Origin of the sequence: Thermaerobacter sp. FW80, assembly GCF_004634385.1 — a bacterium.
Classification (GTDB): domain Bacteria; phylum Bacillota; class Sulfobacillia; order Thermaerobacterales; family Thermaerobacteraceae; genus Thermaerobacter; species Thermaerobacter composti.
Genome location: NZ_CP037895.1, coordinates 2,808,084 through 2,824,245, shown reverse-complemented (window position 1 = coordinate 2,824,245; position 16,162 = coordinate 2,808,084). Strand labels below are relative to the sequence as shown.

General features: G+C 75.8%; 9 protein-coding genes and 2 riboswitches. Of the genes, 5 read left to right on the top strand and 4 right to left on the bottom strand.

From position 1 onward, the window contains the following. Positions 1-4: 4 nt before the first annotated feature. On the bottom strand, positions 5-1,777 hold the full coding sequence (gene cobA, locus E1B22_RS11655) for a uroporphyrinogen-III C-methyltransferase (RefSeq protein WP_243123421.1): 1,773 nt from the start codon (positions 1,775-1,777) through the stop codon (positions 5-7). A gap of 440 nt (positions 1,778-2,217) precedes the next feature. Here cobA and E1B22_RS11650 point away from each other — a divergent pair, with 440 nt between their 5' ends. The 4 genes from E1B22_RS11650 to E1B22_RS11635 all read left to right on the top strand — a co-directional run bounded on the left by E1B22_RS11650 (position 2,218) and on the right by E1B22_RS11635 (position 8,712). Then, entirely contained in the window at positions 2,218-2,661 is a 444-nt protein-coding gene (locus E1B22_RS11650) for a hypothetical protein (protein WP_167758927.1), read from the top strand. Positions 2,662-2,896: 235 nt separating this feature from the next. Further along, positions 2,897-3,012: riboswitch (SAM riboswitch) on the top strand. 118 nt (positions 3,013-3,130) lie between these two features. Then, positions 3,131-5,674, top strand: a complete 2,544-nt coding sequence (gene metE, locus E1B22_RS11645; RefSeq protein ID WP_135225781.1) for a 5-methyltetrahydropteroyltriglutamate--homocysteine S-methyltransferase — start codon at positions 3,131-3,133, stop codon at positions 5,672-5,674. Positions 5,675-6,439: 765 nt separating this feature from the next. Further along, positions 6,440-7,543, top strand: coding sequence for a carboxypeptidase-like regulatory domain-containing protein (locus E1B22_RS11640; RefSeq protein WP_167758926.1), 1,104 nt, complete (start codon positions 6,440-6,442; stop codon positions 7,541-7,543). A gap of 194 nt (positions 7,544-7,737) precedes the next feature. Then, positions 7,738-8,712, top strand: a complete 975-nt coding sequence (locus E1B22_RS11635; RefSeq protein ID WP_135225779.1) for a class E sortase — start codon at positions 7,738-7,740, stop codon at positions 8,710-8,712. 554 nt (positions 8,713-9,266) lie between these two features. Here the strand turns inward: E1B22_RS11635 and E1B22_RS11630 are convergent. The 3 genes from E1B22_RS11630 to E1B22_RS11615 all read right to left on the bottom strand — a co-directional run bounded on the left by E1B22_RS11630 (position 9,267) and on the right by E1B22_RS11615 (position 14,615). Then, positions 9,267-10,493, bottom strand: coding sequence for an aminotransferase class I/II-fold pyridoxal phosphate-dependent enzyme (locus E1B22_RS11630; protein WP_167758977.1), 1,227 nt, complete (start codon positions 10,491-10,493; stop codon positions 9,267-9,269). A 154-nt stretch (positions 10,494-10,647) separates the two neighbouring features. Next, positions 10,648-13,479, bottom strand: coding sequence for a methylenetetrahydrofolate reductase (locus E1B22_RS13980; protein ID WP_305791206.1), 2,832 nt, complete (start codon positions 13,477-13,479; stop codon positions 10,648-10,650). 247 nt (positions 13,480-13,726) lie between these two features. Continuing rightward, a riboswitch (SAM riboswitch) is annotated at positions 13,727-13,838 on the bottom strand. 378 nt (positions 13,839-14,216) lie between these two features. Beyond that, entirely contained in the window at positions 14,217-14,615 is a 399-nt protein-coding gene (locus E1B22_RS11615) for a hypothetical protein (RefSeq protein ID WP_135225777.1), read from the bottom strand. Between the two features lie 496 nt (positions 14,616-15,111). On the opposite strand from E1B22_RS11615, the gene menA reads away from it, so the two are divergent. Then, positions 15,112-16,158: a 1,4-dihydroxy-2-naphthoate octaprenyltransferase gene (gene menA / locus E1B22_RS11610; RefSeq protein ID WP_135225776.1), complete on the top strand. Its 1,047-nt coding sequence runs from the start codon at positions 15,112-15,114 to the stop codon at positions 16,156-16,158. Positions 16,159-16,162: the final 4 nt, after the last annotated feature.

The following is a 16,162-nucleotide window of genomic DNA, read 5'->3' as shown; positions in this document are numbered from 1 at the left end:
AGGGTCACCTCCTGGACGCTCCGCGGACGGGAGCCGGGGACGAGGGGGCGTCGACCCGGGCGGCCGGTGGGGTGCTCCGGATCGCCGGTTCGTCCGCCCAGGCGGCCACCGGGCCGATGATCCATACGGCCGGTGCCTCCGCCTGGACGCGGCCGGCGGCGACGGCCTCCAGGGTCGCCCGGATCACCCGCTGCCGGGGCCAGCTGGCCCACTCCACGAAGGCGCACGGCTCGGCGGGCGGGCGCCCCGCCTCGATCAGCGCCCGGGCGGTGGCCTGGCGGTTCGCCACGCCCATGAGCACCACCAGGGTGTCGGCGGCAGCCAGCCGGGCCCAGTCCTGGGACGAACCGGCCTGACAGTGGCCGCTGGCCACGGTGAAGGACGACGCCACCCCGCGCAGGGTCAGGGGGATGCCCGCCAAGCCGGGCGCCGCCACCGCGGACGTCACCCCGGGCACGACCTGGACCGGGATGCCGCGGCGACGCAGCTCCGCCAGTTCCTCCCCGCCCCGGCCGAAGACCATGGGATCGCCGCCCTTGAGGCGGACCACCACCCGGTGGCGCCGGGCGCGGTCGGCCAACAGATCCAGGATCGCCTCCTGGCTCCAGGCGGCCATCGACCCGCCGGCGCCACGGGGCGCCTTGCCCACCGCGATGCGCTCGGCGCCGGGGCGCACCCGGGCCAGCACGGCGGGTGAGACCAGGCGGTCGTAGAGCACGCAGTCCGCCTCGGCCAGGATCCGGGCGGCTCGCAACGTCAAGAGCTCGGGGTCCCCGGGGCCGGCACCGACCAGGTAGACGGTACCCGGGCCCTGGTGGCTGGGCGAGCGCGGCGGCTGAGGGTGCCCCGGCAGGGGGCGGGGCACGCCGGGCTCAGCGGGCGCCTGGCGGCTGCGGCCCTGGACGCCGTGGGCCGAGCCCGAGATCGCACCGGCCGGCGCCGTCCCGACCCTCGTCGTGGCCACGGCCGTGGGTGCGGGGTCCGCCCCTTCGGCGAACCCGTCGGCCCGAGGGTCCGGTGCCGCGTCGCCGGGGCGGCTGGTCGGGTGCGGCGTCAGCGCGGCCGACGCAGGGGGCGCGTCCGCCGGCCCACCGGCCGCCGCGTCGAGCAGGGCCTCGAGGAGTCGGCGCGCTCCCTCCACGTCCCCACGACGGACCAGGGCGAGCCCCTCGGAGTCCACCATGCGGTACCAGAGGGCCCGTCGCCGGTCGGGATCGGGGATGCGGGCGGCAACCGCCGGGCGCATCGACCCGAGCAGCGCGATCCAGGTGGCGTACTCCGGCCCCAGCTCGCGGGCCAGCCGGTCGCGTAGGCGCGCCGCCAGCGCAGGGCTCTGCCCGCCGGTCCCGACGGCCACCACCAGGTCGCCCTGGCGATGCACTGCGGGGAGGATGAAGCTGCAGTGGGGCGGGTCGTCGACGGCGTTGACCCACAGGTGGCGCCGGTCGGCCTCGCGGCGGATCCGCCGGTTGAGGTCGGGATCGCCGGTGGCCGCGATGACCAGGACGAACCCGGCCAGGTCGCCGGGTCGGTACTCGCGCCGAATCCAGCGGATCCGACCCTCGGCCGCCCAGCGGGCGAGGGCCTCCGTGGCCGTGGCGGCCACCAGCGTCACCCGGGCGCCGGCGTCCAGGAGCCCGCACACCTTAGCCTCGGCTTCGCGACCCCCGCCCAGCACCACGCATGGCCGGTCCCGCAGATCGAGCATGACGGGATAGTAAGGAACGCGACCGGGCGCGGTGCCGTCGGGTCCTCGCAGCCCACCATCGGTTCCCACAGGCGTCGCTCCCACCCGCGTCGCTCCTCGTGGCGCTCCGCTGCGGAGCACCCTATTCCCAACAAATACGATTGAGTTAGTTTACTTAGTCCCCATTGAAGTCGGGTGGACGGGTGGTGTCAAGGCCTCCTCCCGGACGCCAGGGGGCATCGAGGGCTGTGGGGAGGGGATGCAGCGGAGGTCGCGGCGCGTACGGACGCGTATCGGGTAGAATCGTCGTGACGGAGGCATACGGCGTGCCGGCTCGGCGAGCCGCGCCTCGTGCACGCGGCGAGCCGCACCTCGGGCATCGGCCGCCACGGGCGACGACACCGGAGCCCCTGCATCGCGTCGAGGGGATGGTTGGGGTGTGGATGATCGCGTCCTTCACCGCCTTCTCCGGGACAGCTTGGGCGATCTCGACCGGTTCGTCGAGGCCGTCGAGGACCTGAGGGAGAAGGGTGGCGAGGAGCGTGGTGGATGAGGGGCTCCGACGGGTGTTCCCGGCGGCGGCCGATTCGGAGCGTGAAGCGCTGGGCATGGCCGTCGGGCGCGTGCTCGCGGAGTGGGACGAGCTGGACTTCGCGCTGGGCTTCGGATCGTTCTTCGAGGGACTGCCCTACAGGGACCTCGACGTCGCCCTCCACAGCCGGGATGGGCGGCCCCTCGACGAGGCGACGCTAGCCGCCATCGGGCGCGCGTGCGAAAGGGTCGTGCGGCTGCCCGTCGACGTCGTCGACCTGGTCGCGGCGCCGCTGCCCCTGCGGTTCTGGGCCAGCCGGGGCATCGCGCTGCTGGTGCGGAACCCGGAGCGGCTGGCCGATTGGAAGGAGCGGACGTGGCTCGCCTACTGGGACATGGCGTGGATGTACCGGCAGCAGTGGCGCGACCTGGTCCGCCCTTGACGGGCATCGACCTGTGACGGGGGAGCCCGAGCCTGCGCCGGCGGCGGGTTGGATGCGTTGGCAGGCCCAGACACCGCGGCCCGGCGCCCTGCAGGAAGCGGCTCGCGACGCCATGAAGGGAGGTGGCCGGGGGAAGGACTTGGCGTCCGCACCCCGAATAGCAGTCCCCAACGTCCGCGGCCCGCATCGCGCACTGCGCGACCGCGGCGCGATCCCAGTCACACCCCAGCACGACGCCCTATCGAGAGTGGCCGAGGGACGGGCCCGATGACGCCACGGCAACCGGCCGCCGGGCGTCCGCGGCGGCACGGTGCCAATTCCCGCGGGAGACGTCCTCCCGGGAGATAGGGAAAGGCGAGGCCCCCTCTCCTTTCCCGGAGAGGGTTTTCATTTGTCGGGCGGGATCGACCCCGGGAGGGAGGCGACCCCCGCAGGGGGCGATCCCGCCCGGCCGAGGAGGCGAGGATCGATGGCGCTGGCGACGAACCTGGGTTTCCCCCGCATCGGCGCGGGCCGGGAACTCAAGCAGGCCCTCGAGGCCTACTGGGACGGCAAGATCCCGGCGGACGAGCTGCTCCGCAGGGCGGCCGAGCTGCGGCGTCGCCACTGGGAGCTGCAGCGGCAGGCCGGCCTCGACGTGGTCCCGGCCGGCGACTTCTCCCTCTACGACCACGTGCTGGACACGGCTTGCATGGTGGGCGCCGTCCCGGCCCGCTACGGCTGGACGCCGCAGGGGTCGGGCGACCCTGCCGCCGCGCGTCGCGCCACGACGGGGGCCGAGGGCGGGCTCGGGGCGGACGGGCCGGCGGGATCCGGCGACGCTCCGGTAGCCGACCCCCCGGGGGTGCCCCTGGACGTCTACTTCGCCATGGCCCGGGGGACGCCCGGCCAGGGCGTCCCCGCCCTGGAGATGACCAAGTGGTTCGACACGAACTACCACTACATCGTGCCCGAGCTGGAGCCGGGCCAGACCTTCCATCTGGCGTCCCGCAAGGTGGTGGAGGAGTTCCGCGAGGCCCGGGCGCTAGGGTTCGAGGCGCGTCCGGTGCTGCTGGGGCCGGTCAGCTTCCTCCTGCTGGCGAAGATTCGCGGCGCCACGGCGTCCGCGGCCGCCGACGGCAGCAGGCCGGGGTTCGCGAGCCGGTCGGCCGGTTCGTCCGGGTCGGTTGGCCAGGGTTCGGCCCCGGCGCCCTCGGCCGCCGGGGTGGCCCAGGGCGTCTCGTCCGATCCGCGGCTCGCCCTGCTCGACGGCCTCCTGCCCGTGTACGGGCAGGTGCTGCGGGAGCTTCAGGCCGCCGGCGCCACGTGGGTGCAGCTCGACGAGCCCTTCCTGGTCCTCGACCTGGACGAACCGGCCCGCGCCGCCTTTCGGCGGGCCTACGCCGCGCTGGCCCAGGCGGCGCCGGGGCTGAGGCTCTTCCTCGCCACCTACTTCGAAGGCCTGCGGGACAACCTGGAGCTGGCCCTGAGCCTGCCCGTGCAGGCCCTGCACCTGGATCTGGTGCGGGACCCCGGGCAGCTGGAGCAGGTGCTCGCGGCCGGCGTGCCGCCGACCATGCACCTGTCCCTGGGCGTGGTCGACGGCCGCAACGTCTGGCGGACCGACCTGGAGGCGGCCCTGGAGCGCCTCGAACGCGCCCGGGAGGTGCTGGGACCCGAACGCATCTTCGTGGCGCCGTCGTGCTCCTTGCTGCACGTGCCCATCGACCTGGAGCTGGAGACGGAGTTCGACCCGGAGATCAAGGGCTGGCTGGCCTTCGCGAAGCAGAAGCTGGAGGAGGTGGCCGTCCTCACCCGCGCCCTGAACGAGGGGCGGCAGGCCGTGGCCGACGCCCTGGCCGCCAGTCGTGCGGCCGTGGCCGCCCGTCGCAGCTCGCCCCGCCGGACCCGACCCGAGGTGCAGGAGCGGCTGGCGCGGCTCCAGCCCGACGACGCCCGGCGGCCCTCCAAGGCGCCCGAGCGCCGCGCGCGCCAGCGGGAGCGGCTCGGGCTGCCGCTCCTTCCCACCACCACCATCGGCTCCTTCCCCCAGACGCCGGAGGTGCGCCGGCTCCGGGCCCGGTGGCGGCGGGGGGAGATCGACGACGCGACCTACGAGGAGGGCATCCGCGCCGAGATCCGCCGGGTGATCCGGCTGCAGGAGGAGCTGGGCCTGGACGTGCTGGTCCACGGCGAACCCGAGCGCAACGACATGGTGGAGTACTTCGCGGAACAGCTGGAGGGCTTCGCCTTCACCCGCCACGGCTGGGTCCAGAGCTACGGCAGCCGATGCGTCAAGCCGCCGATCCTCTACGGCGACGTGGCTCGGCCCGGCCCCATCACGGTGAAGTGGATCACCTACGCCCAGTCCCTGACGGACCGGCCCGTCAAGGGCATGTTGACGGGACCCGTCACCATCCTGCAGTGGTCCTTCGTCCGCGACGACCAGCCGCGGGAGGTGACGTGCCGCCAGATCGCCCTGGCCATCCGCGACGAGGTCCAGGACCTGGAGGCAGCGGGGATCCGGGTGATCCAGATCGACGAACCGGCCTTCCGCGAGGCCATGCCCCTGCGGCGGGCCGATCGCGCGGCCTACCTGGCCTGGGCCACCGAGTGCTTCCGCCTGGTGACCGGCGGCTTGCGGGACGAGACCCAGGTCCACACCCACATGTGCTACTCGGAGTTCAACGACATCCTGGACGCCATCGCCGCCCTGGACGCCGACGTGATCCTCATCGAGGCGTCCCGGTCGGGAATGGAGCTCCTGGACGCCTTCGGCGAGCACCGCTACCCCAGCGACGTCGGCCCCGGCGTGTACGACATCCACTCGCCGCGGGTGCCGTCGGTGGACGAGATCAAGGATCTGCTGCGCAAGGCGGCGTCGGTGTTGGATCCCGGGCAGCTCTGGGTGAACCCCGACTGCGGCCTCAAGACCCGACGCTACGAGGAGGTCGAACCCGCCCTGCGCCACATGGTCCAGGCCGCGCGGGAGCTGCGCCAGGAGTGGGCGGCGGTGCCCGCCGGCCGGCGGTAGCCCGGGGGAGCGGGGGCGATCCGCCGCCGGGGTCGGGACGCGCGGCGCCGACGGGGGGCAAGCCGCCGGCGGCGGGGATGGGATGCGCGGTGCGGACCGGGGAGAAGCCCCAGGCGGCGGGGTCGGGCGGGTAACCTTGCGGGCCCGCGGCCCGCCCCGCCTGCCGCGGCGCGGCGGCGCCCCGACGCCACCGGCCTAGCGGAGGCGGCCTGCCATGGGCAGGCCGCCTCCGCTTGTCAGCAACACGGCGCCTCCCCTTGTCAGAAAAAGGTCGAGCCCCACGAATGCCTGTAACACTTAACGACCATTCAGTCGGTCTGGGGGAGGAGAGCCATGCAGGGAGATCCGCGGGGCCGCGGGAACGCGACCGCCTGGCCAGGACGGATCGTGCCGGTGGACGTCTGGGGCGGACGGCCGCCCCGACGGGCGCGGGCGACGACAGGGGCTCCGGGGCGATTCCGTCCCCGGTGCCCGGATCGGTGGCCGCAAGGGGCGGCCTTCGACCGGGCGATACGGGTGTGGGCCATCGCGCTGGCGCTGGTCGTGGGCACGACGGGGTCGTGGGGCTGGCCGGCGGCGGCCGAGGCGGCCGGCACCGGCGGATCCAGGACGGTTCCCTCGGAGGACGGCGGGTCGGCATCATCGGCCACCGAGGTGGCGGCTCGGGCGTCCGGGACCGCCGCCGGTCGGTACCGGCCGGCCGCCGAGGGTGCGGCCTCCGTCCTGGGGACCCTCGGGAACACCCTCTCGCAGGTGGGGCGCACCGTGACCGACGTCGTCCGCCCAGGGACGCAGCCGCCCGCCGAGGCGAGCCAGGGCGATGCCCCGCCGTCCTCCGGGTCGTCCGCGGCGGCGGGGGGGCGGGATGCGTCGCCGCGATCGGCGGCTCCCCTGACCGGTGCCGTGGAGGGGGTCCACGGTGCGCTCCAGGGCGTGGTCGGCACCGTCGCCGGCGAAGCGGCGGGGAGCCTGGTGAACCGGGCGACGGGGACGCTCACAGGCGCCCTGGACGGTGGGCTGCGGGCCGTGGAGGGCGTCCTGGGCGGGGTCGTCGGCGGGTCGCCGATCGCCCGTCCCGATCGCGGCGGGAGGGCCGGCGGCGGGTCCGGCGGGCCAAGGCTGAACCTCGAATTGGGGGATGGCCACCTGGAGGTGGGACTCGGAGGCGGCCTCCGCGTCGGCCGCGGGGACGATCCCAACGGCGGGGCGGGCGGCCAACCCGGGGGCGACGGCGCCACCCGCATCGAGCTCCCCACCGGGATCGTCACCGGTCTCGTCTGTGACATCCTCACCGGTCTGCCGATCCCGGGGGCCGCCGTCTCCGTCGCCGACGACGGTGGGATCGACCTCGGGTTGGTCAAGACCGACCTCGGCGGCCGCTTCGCCCTCGAGATCGGCCGGCCCGATGACGGCCGGCTGACGGTGTCCGCGGGCGCGGAGGGGTATGCGGACGCCACCGTCGGACCCCTCGCCATCGGCCCCGACGGCGTCGTCACGGTCAAGGTGTGCCTGCAGCCGACCCGGACGCCGCCCGGCAGCCCGCCGGACGACGGCTCCGGCGGCGGCGGGACGCCGCCCGGCGGGCCGGGGGGAGACGACCGACCGGGGGACCAGGGTCCGGGGACGCAACCGGGCGAGACCCCGGGCAGCGACGCGGATCGGCGCGAGCCGGGCCCCGGGACGACACCGGGGACCGACGGCGAGGACGCCGGCGCGGGGGCGCCGGCCGACGACCACCGCGGCCGGCGGGGCGAGCTGCCCTTCACCGGCGGCAACGGGCTCGCGTTCCTCGTCGCGGGCGGCCTGCTGGCGGGCGCCGGCTGGACGGTGCACCGCTGGGCGAGGAAGGGCGGCGGGATTTGCCGGTAGGCGCAGGGCAAGCCCGGGGTGGGGAGGCGACGAACCGCCCCCGGCGCGGACGGGGGACCGCTCGTCGTCTGGAAGCCCGAGCGAGGGTGGTCCACCCGTGGCCTTCGGCATCGCCACCCGCCTCCTCGGTGGCGTCGGGGCGGTCCGGCCGGCGGTGGTCCACGCGACGGGCGGCGACGGGAGCGGATGACGCGATGTCCGGGAGGATCGTTCGCCGGGTCGGGGTGCTGGTGGCCTGGGTCCTCTTGCTGGGCGGGGTGGCGCTGGCGGCGACGCCCGGCCTGCAGCGGGTCTACGCCTGGGGTTGGCAGATCGTGCTGGGGGCGGCGCTGGGCAGCGACGGGTCGCCGTCCGCACCCCCGTCCGTGCCGGCCGCGGCCTCGGTGCCCGCGCCGTTCCGGGTCGGTGGTGCGGAGGGCGCCACCGGGGCGGTGCCGCAGGGGGAGCCGGGACGGGCCGGCTTGGAACGACTGCTGGAGCATCCGACGGTGCGGTCGGCGGCGGGGCACCTTCTCGGTCTCCTGGGACGCTGGCTGCAGGCGGTGGAGTCCCTGATGGGGCCGCTGGTGTCGCTGCTGCACCGCCTGGGCATCCCCGAGGGGTGGCTGGCAGCAGCGGGGGACGATCCGGCCCTCGCCCTCCCCGGGGCGGTCGGCACGGTGGGCGGCGAGGCGACGGGTCCACCCGGACCCGTCGCCTCGCCGCCGCCGATGGGTGCCGGATCGGACGCGGGAGCGCCCGGGGCCCCCGGGGCCGGCGAGGCCCCGGCCCTGGCGCGGCTGCGCATCCCCCGGGCCGGGGTGGACGCGGTGGTGCTCCACGGCACCACGCCGTCCGTGCTGGCCCGGGGACCCGGGTTCTACCCCGAGGCGGAGCCACCGGGTCCCAGAAGCCGCGTCGCCATCGCCGCCCACCGGACCACCTACGGCGCCTGGTTCCGCCACCTGGACCGGCTGGTGCCCGGCGACGCCATCGACCTCTGGTTCGACGGTCGCTGGTACCGGTATCGGGTGGAACGCGTCTTCACCGCCCGCCCTGACGACTGGAGCGTGGTCCTCCAGGGACCGCGGCCCGGACTCGTCCTGACCACGTGCCACCCGCCGGGTTCGTCCCGAGAGCGCCTGGTGGTGCACGCGGAGCTGGCGGCGGTGGCGGGAGCGCCCAGGTGACCGCCGTCTCTCGCCGCTGTGCCGGCCGCGACCAGGTGGTGGTGCACGCGGAGCTGCCGGCGGTGGCGGGAGGGGCCCAGGTGACGGCCGTCCCCATCCGCTGGGCCGCGGCCGCGTTCGTCCACGGTTTCGGCGGGCGGCCGACCGTCCCCGCGGGCCGCGTCGCCCTCCGATTCGGCGCCGGCCGGCCCGGGTCCGGACCCGACCCGGCCCGCCGGGCCTCCTGCAGACGTCGCCCGCACCGGCGACGCCCGGGGCTCGCCCGCTGCTCCGTCGGCCAGCGAGCGGGCGCCGTCCGGCTCCCCGTCCCCGCCGCCCGGCGCCAGCCCCGTCGTGCCCTGGCGCCGGCCGCTTCGCGTCCCTTGGCGGCCGCCGCGGCCCCGGCCCCAGCCGAGGCCAGGCCCGTCGTGCCCTGGCGCCGGCCGCTTGGCGCCCCTGGTCGGCCGCGACGCCCCGGTCCCAGCCGGGGCCAGCGCCCGTCATGCCCTGGCGCCGGCCGCTTCGCGCCCCTCGTCGGCCGCCGCGGCCCCGGCCCCAGCCGGGGCCAGCGCCCGTCATGCCCTGGCGCCCGCCGCTTCCCGGGTCGCGAGCTGTCGCAGCGTCGCCTCCGCCCGCTGCCCGGCCTCGGCCACCCCGAGGGCCGACGGACCGCCCAGGGCGCCCTCCAGGTCGGCGACCAGGTCGTCCACCGCCTCGATGCCCACCGACAGCCGCAACAGCCCCGCGTCGATGCCCAGCCGCTCCCGCAGCGCCGCCGGCATCTCCTTGTGGGTCGTGGTGGCCGGGTGGGTGATCAGGCTCTCCACCCCGCCGAAGCTCTCGGCGAAGACGACGAGGCGAAGGCGGGCCAGCACCTGCTCCGCTCGCGCCGGCTCCCGCAGCCGGAAGCTCAGCATCGCGCCGAACCCCGCCGCCTGCTGGAGACATCGCCGGAAGAACGGGCTCGACGGCAGGCCCGGATAGTACACGGCGGCCACGGCGGGGTGGGCCGCCAGCCAGTGGGCCAGGGTCAGCGCGTTCCTCTGGGCCCGCTCCATGCGCAGCGCCAGGGTCTTCAGGCCGCGGACGGCCAGCCAGGCGTCGTGGGGTCCGAGGATCCCGCCGGTCACCGTGCGGATGGAGGCCAGTTCGTCCGCCAGGGCCGGCGTCGCCGCCACCGCCACGCCGGCCACCAGGTCGTTGTGTCCGGCCAGGTACTTGCTGGCACTGTGCACCACCACATCGGCCCCGCGGGCCAGAGGCCGCTGGAAGAGGGGCGTGAACAGGGTCGAGTCGACCACGAGCCACAGGCGCCGGGCGCGGCAGAGGGCGGCCAGGCCGTCCAGGTCGGCGACCCGCATCAAGGGGTTGGTCGGGCTCTCCACCAGCACGGCCCGCGTGGACGGGGTCAGGGCGGCGGCCACGGCCGCCGCGTCGGTGGTGTCGGCCAGGGTGTAGGCGATGCCCAGGTGGCGGAAGAGCTCCTCCAGGACGCGCCACGTGTGGCCGTAGAGGTCCTCGGTGACCACCAGGTGGTCGCCCGGCCGCAAGAGGTGCAGCACCGCCGTGATGGCCGCCATCCCGGAGGCGAAGGCCACGGCGGCGAAGCCTTCTTCGAGCCCGGCCACCGCCGCCTCGAAGGCCTCGCGGGTCGGGTTGTGCAGGCGACTGTAGTCCCACCCCGTGGTCTGGCCGGGGCCCGGGTGTTCGTAGGTCGCGGTCTGGTAGATCGGGACGGCCACCGAACCCGTGCGCGGGTCGCGGCGGACGCCCGCGTGGACGAGCCGGGTCTCGAGCCGCAGCCCGCGGGACGCAGGAGGCGGCCCAGCGGCGGCGCCGGGGGCCTCCGCGGGTGCGCCGGCCCCCTCCAGCCCCGGGCCGGCCGGCGTCGGCGACGGGTGCGCTGCGGCTGCGGGCTGCCCGCCTGGACCCGCCGTGGTGGCAGCGCGGTCGGGTTCACCCGGCATGGTGGCGCACCTCCCCCTGCTCCACCGGCGATGCCGCACCGGAAGCCGGCGGGAAGTCCGCCCGGGGGCCGATCCCTCCGCCCGGGGTCGACGAGCCGTGGTCGGTCGGCCAGGCCGCAGCCGACCCGGCGGTGGCGGGGCGGGGAGCGGTCGCCCCCGCCCCCTCCGCCGCCGGACGGGGCTCGTCGAACCGGGCCCGCAGCCGCCGGACGAACGCGGCCACCGGCTCGGCCTTGCCGTAGGAGACCACCACGTACACGCCGGCGATGTACGGCCGGGCGGCCTCGACCACCGCCTCGGCCAGCTCCAGCCCCACCTCCAGGCCGCGATCGCCGGCCTTGTCCAGGGCCTCGCGCACGGCATCGGGAATGGAGATGCCCGGTACCTGGTGGTGCAGGTAGTGGGCGTGCCGGCCGCTGTGCAGCGGCATCACCCCCAGGAGGATCGGGACCGGGCAGCCGCCCAGCCGGTCCAGGACGCGCTCCAGGGGCTCGAGCTCGTAGAGCGGCTGGGTCATGACGAAGTCCACGACGCCCACGGCCAGCTTGCGGCGGAACCGCTCCAGTTCCCGCTCCAGGTCGTCCGCGTTGGGGCTCAGGGCGCAGGCGACGGTGAAGTCGACGGGGGCGCCGAGCGGATTGCCCTGGGGGTCCTCGCCGCGGCGCAGCGCGGCCAGCACCTCCAGGAGCCCGATGGAGTCCACGTCGTAGACGGGCGAGGCGCCGCTGTTCCCCAACCGCGGAGGGTCCCCGGTCAGGGCCAGCACGTTGCGCACCCCCAGGGCGTGGGCCGCCAGGAGGTCGGCCTGGAGCGCCATCAGGTTGCGGTCGCGGGTCGTGCAGTGCATGATGGCGTCGATGCCGGCGGCGTGGCGGACCAGGTAGGCGCCCGCCAGGGCGGCCATGCGAGGTCGCGCCATCGGGCTGTCGCCCACGTTGACGGCGTCGGCGCCCGCGGCCGCCACGGTCCGGGCGTCGGCGACGAACTTGGTGGTGACGGGCCCGCGCGGCGGGTCCAGCTCGACGCTGATGACGAACCGGCGGCCCAGCTTCTCCCGCAGCGGGAGGGGTCGCGCGAGCCGGTCCTCCGCCGGCGCAGGCGGCACGCCGCCGCCCGTGCCGCCGCCCCAGGCGGGGGTTCCGGGCCCGGCGACGCCACGCCGGTTCGTCCCCGCCACCGTCGCCGCATCGGGAGCCCCCGGGGTGTCGGCCCGATCGGCCGGGAGGCCAGCTCCCGCCGTCGCCGCCGGGGCGCCGGCGGTCCCCGTCGGGGCGGCAGCGGAGGCCGTCCGGTTCACCGGATCCTCCGGGCCGCAGGGTTCGGCCGGCCCTCTGGGAACCGATGCGCCGCCCGTGGCCCGCACCGCCGACGGAGGCGCGTCGGCCCGCCACCCGCCAGCCTCCCCGGCCGCGGGGCGTGGTGCGGTGGCGCCGGCCTGCCGCAGCCGACGGGCGAGGGTCGCGAAGCGCGCAGGCGACCGGGCGCCGGTGCCCGCGACCCAGCTCACGCCCAACAGGCGCAGCGTCGCCCAGGGGTCGGCTTGCTCCTCGGCGGTGGGGCTTCCGTTCCCCCGCGCCCCGCTCCGGCGGGTGGGACGACCGTCCCCCCGCCCGTCCGGCTGCCCGGGGACGGGTTCGCTCCCCGTTCCCGCAGCCCGCCGGTGCGCCCCAGCGACGGGTTCGTTCCCCGTGTCCCGAGTCCGTCCCCGCGCGCCAACGACGGGTCCGCCGCCCGTGCCCGGAGCCCGTCCGCCCGCTTCCGAGGGCTCGGGCGTCTCCGGCTCCCCGAGGCTCACCCACAGGGGGCCGGCCCAGCCGGCGTCGCGCAATGCCGCCAGCCAGGGCGCCGCCTCCGCCGGTCCGCCGGTCACCGCGACGCCGAGGGCGTCGGGCATGCCCGTCGCCTGGAGAGCCGCCACCAGCTGGATCGCCTGGGCGTCCGCCCCCATGGCGCCGGCCTCCCCGCCGGGCTCCCACAGGAGTCCGACCGGCAGCCGGGCTGCCTCGCGGGCGGCCTGAAGCGCCCCGCGGGCCTCGGCCACGGTCCGCGCGGCGATCCAGAAGAGGTCCACGCCGCCGGCCAGGAGGCCCGCCACCTGGTCCCGGTACCAGCCGACCGCCGCCGCGGGATCGTGGTCCGCGAGGGACGCCGCCGCGGGCGGCAGGGGGCCGAGGTAGCCGGCGACCAGGCAGGGCTCCCCGGCCACCTCCCGGGCCGACCGCGCCAGCTTGGCGGCCCAGAGGTTGAGATCCTGCACCTGGGCCGCGGTGGCATCCTGGAGCCAGGCCGCGTTGGCCCATCGCGTATGGGTGCGGATCAGCCGGGCGCCGCTGCGGATGGCGGTGAGGTGGACCGCTTCGACGGGACGGGGGCGCGTGAGCGGCCACCACGCGACCGCGGCGGCGCCCGCCACGGCCGCCCTGCCGGTCCCGTCGGGGTCCGTCCCGCCCTGGGCGCCGGCGTCCCCGGCCTCCGCCGCCAAGGTCCAGGAGGGGTCGGCGTCGGCCAGGGCGAGGAAGGGCGGGGCGAACTGGAGGGGGCCCGCGGGTTCGCCGAGCGGGGTGGAAGGAGCGTCCCTCCCCACCGGCGCGGATGGCGACCCCCCGACCGGAGCGGATGCCGGCCCTCCGACCGGCGCGGACGGCGCCCCCCCGCCCGCGGCGGATGGCGACCCGCCGACCCGCCCGCCGGGGGCCAGGGTCACGTCGGACCGGCCGCGTTCGGCGGTCGACGACCCGGCCCCGGCGATGGCCGGTTCGTCCGGACGGCGCTGGCTTGGGGGCGGCCCAGCGGGGTCGGGCCGGGCAGACGGAAGCTTCAACCGTTGGTCACCTCCTGGCCTGGCGGTCGGGGCGGAGCCCGCTTGGACTGGGAGGTCGGGGCAGACCCCGCCATCGGCGCCGGTCGGCTCGGCGGGGCCGGCGGCACGGACCGAACGGAGACGCCCCGACCGAAAGGGCCCGACGGACCGACCGAGAGGACCCGACCGAAAGGACCCGACCGAAAGGAAACGCCCCTTCCGAAGGAGGAAGGGGCGTGCTACGTCGTGTTCGATCCCCGTCCCCCTTCTCTCATCTCTCGGCATCCCCAGCGGGGAGCCGCGGGAGTTGGCACCGCACGACGGCGTCGCCGGTTGCCGCGGCGTCATCGGGCCCGTCCCTCGACCGCTCTGGATAAGAGAGGGGTTGCCGGTGTACCGGCTGGGTCCATTGTCAACGGAAGATTAAGGCCAGTATAGCCGGGTTCATGCAGCGCCGCAACCGGCCGCAGTCCCTCAGCCAAGATGGAACCGAGGGGGTCCCGGACCCCTCATGGGGAAATCGTACCGAAGGGACGTGCTGTGCCGATGTCTCTCGCCAGCCGTCGTGAGGATCTCGCCACCATGCGCGAGCCGGACCGGGCGGCCCGACCCTGCCGCGAACGCTCCGCGCAGCTGGACGAAGTCCAGCACAGGTCTCCGTCGCTGGTTTGAAGCCGTACCGGAGCCGGAGACGAAGCCGCAGGAGGAGGAGGCGGGTGAATCGTGGGAGGTGCTCCGCGAGATGGCCCAGGAGGCGATCAGCCTCCGCGGGCGTAGAGGCCGATCAGGGCCGCCAGGATGGTCACCCACACCGCCAGCGTGCTGACCCACAGGGTGCGGTGGTCCCGCCGCAGCGCGGCGATCTCGTCCCGGAGCCCCCGTTCCAGGACGGCCATGTCCTGGCGGACGTTCCGGATCTCCTGCCGAACTTCCTCGCGCAGTTGCGCGACCTCCTGGCGGACGTCCTTGACCTCTTGGCGGACATCCTTGATCTCCTGGCGGACGTCCTTGACCTCCTGGCGAAGGTCCTTGATCTCCTGTTCCACCCAACGCCGCAAGCCCGCGTTCTGTTCCGTCAGGTCCTTGAGGCGCTCGAGGATCAGCCAGGCCTCCGTTGGTCCGTCGGGCTCGCGGGTGACGGCCGCCTCGCCGTCCATCGATCTCCCGTCCTTCCTCGTATTTCCATCCCAACGATAGCACACGGTTGCCGGGCCCAGCAACGGGAAGGTCCGGCGAGCCGGTGGGCACCGTCGCAACGCGCCGGAGCGGCCCCCGGCGTTAAAATGGCGGCGTGCCTTGCCAGTCGTTGCGCGCGTGCAGCGTCGCAACGCGCCGGAGCGGCCGCCGGCGTGAACCGGCGTTAAAATGGGGACGTGATCGGGAGGACGCAGGGTGGCCCCAGGGTGGCCCCTTGCCCGGGGGGCGAAGGGGTGCACCCCGCAAGGCGGGGGTCCCGCGATCCCTGCCAAAGCAACCCCCGTGGGGGCGATGCGGAGGCGACGGGTCCCTCGATGGACGGCGCCGTTCCCCGATGGAGGGTCCCGTCCCCCGATCGAGGGCGCCGGTGGGGCAACCGCCGAGCGTCGCCATGCGACCGGGTCGGTCGGCCGCCCCAGGTGCCGCGGCCTCCGCGCCAAGGGGGAGGCGACTCGTGTGAACCATCCGGAGGAACGCCGCCCGTCCGCGACGACGCCGAAAGACGCGGAGACTTCTGCGGGCGCATGCCCCGCGCCCGCGGGCGGTGCGACGCCACCGTCCGCCGCGGCCCCGCCCGCCGCGGAGCCGCGCTCGTGGCGGCTCCTCGCCCGCGCTTGGTTCCAGGCCACTCGGCCCCACCTCAAGCCCGTCACCGTCATCCCCGTGCTGGTGGGGATCCTGGTGGCGGGCGGGGAAGGGCACTTCGACCCGTGGCTGGCGCTCTGGACCCTGCTGGGTAGCCTGGCCATCCACGCCGGCACCGACATGGCCAACGACTACTACGACTTCGTCATGTACGAGGGCGACGCGCCCTTCACCGGCGGCAGCGGGGTGATCCAGGCGGGGTGGCTCAGCCCGGAGAGCCTGCGCCGGGGCGCCTGGGTGTGCTTCGGCTTCGGCGCGCTGGTTGGCGTCTACCTCGCCGCCCGCACCGGCTGGCCGGCCCTGGCCCTGGGGCTCCTTGGCATCGCCAGCGGGCTCTTCTACACGGCCCCGCCCGTCCGCTACGGCTACCGCGGCCTGGGCGAGGTCATGGTCGGGCTCAACATGGGTGCCGTGCTGGTCGTGGGCTCGTACTACGTCCAGGCCCGCGGCGTGTCGCTGGAGGCGCTGGTGGCGTCGCTGCCGCTGGTCTCGTTGGTGGCGCTGATCCTCTACGCCGAGTCCATCCACGACATCGCGGAAGACCGCGCCACCGGCAAGCGGACCCTGGCCGCGCGGCTGGGCGAAGCCGGCGCCGTGCGCCTGTACTTCGGATGGGTGGCCGCCACCGCGGTCCTCGTGGTGGCCGGGGTGCTGGCCGGCCGCCTGCCCGCCTTGCTGTTGCTCACCCTGGTCCCGGCCGCCCGGTGCCTGCGGGCTGCGCCCCGCTACCTCGGCGGGCGGTACCGCCACGAGGACCTGTACCGGTTGGGTCGGATGGCCCTCGGCCTCTACAAGGCCACCGGCGCGGCCCTGGTCGGGGGCTATGCCTGGTGGTGGATCCGCGCCGCCTTGGGATGAGGCC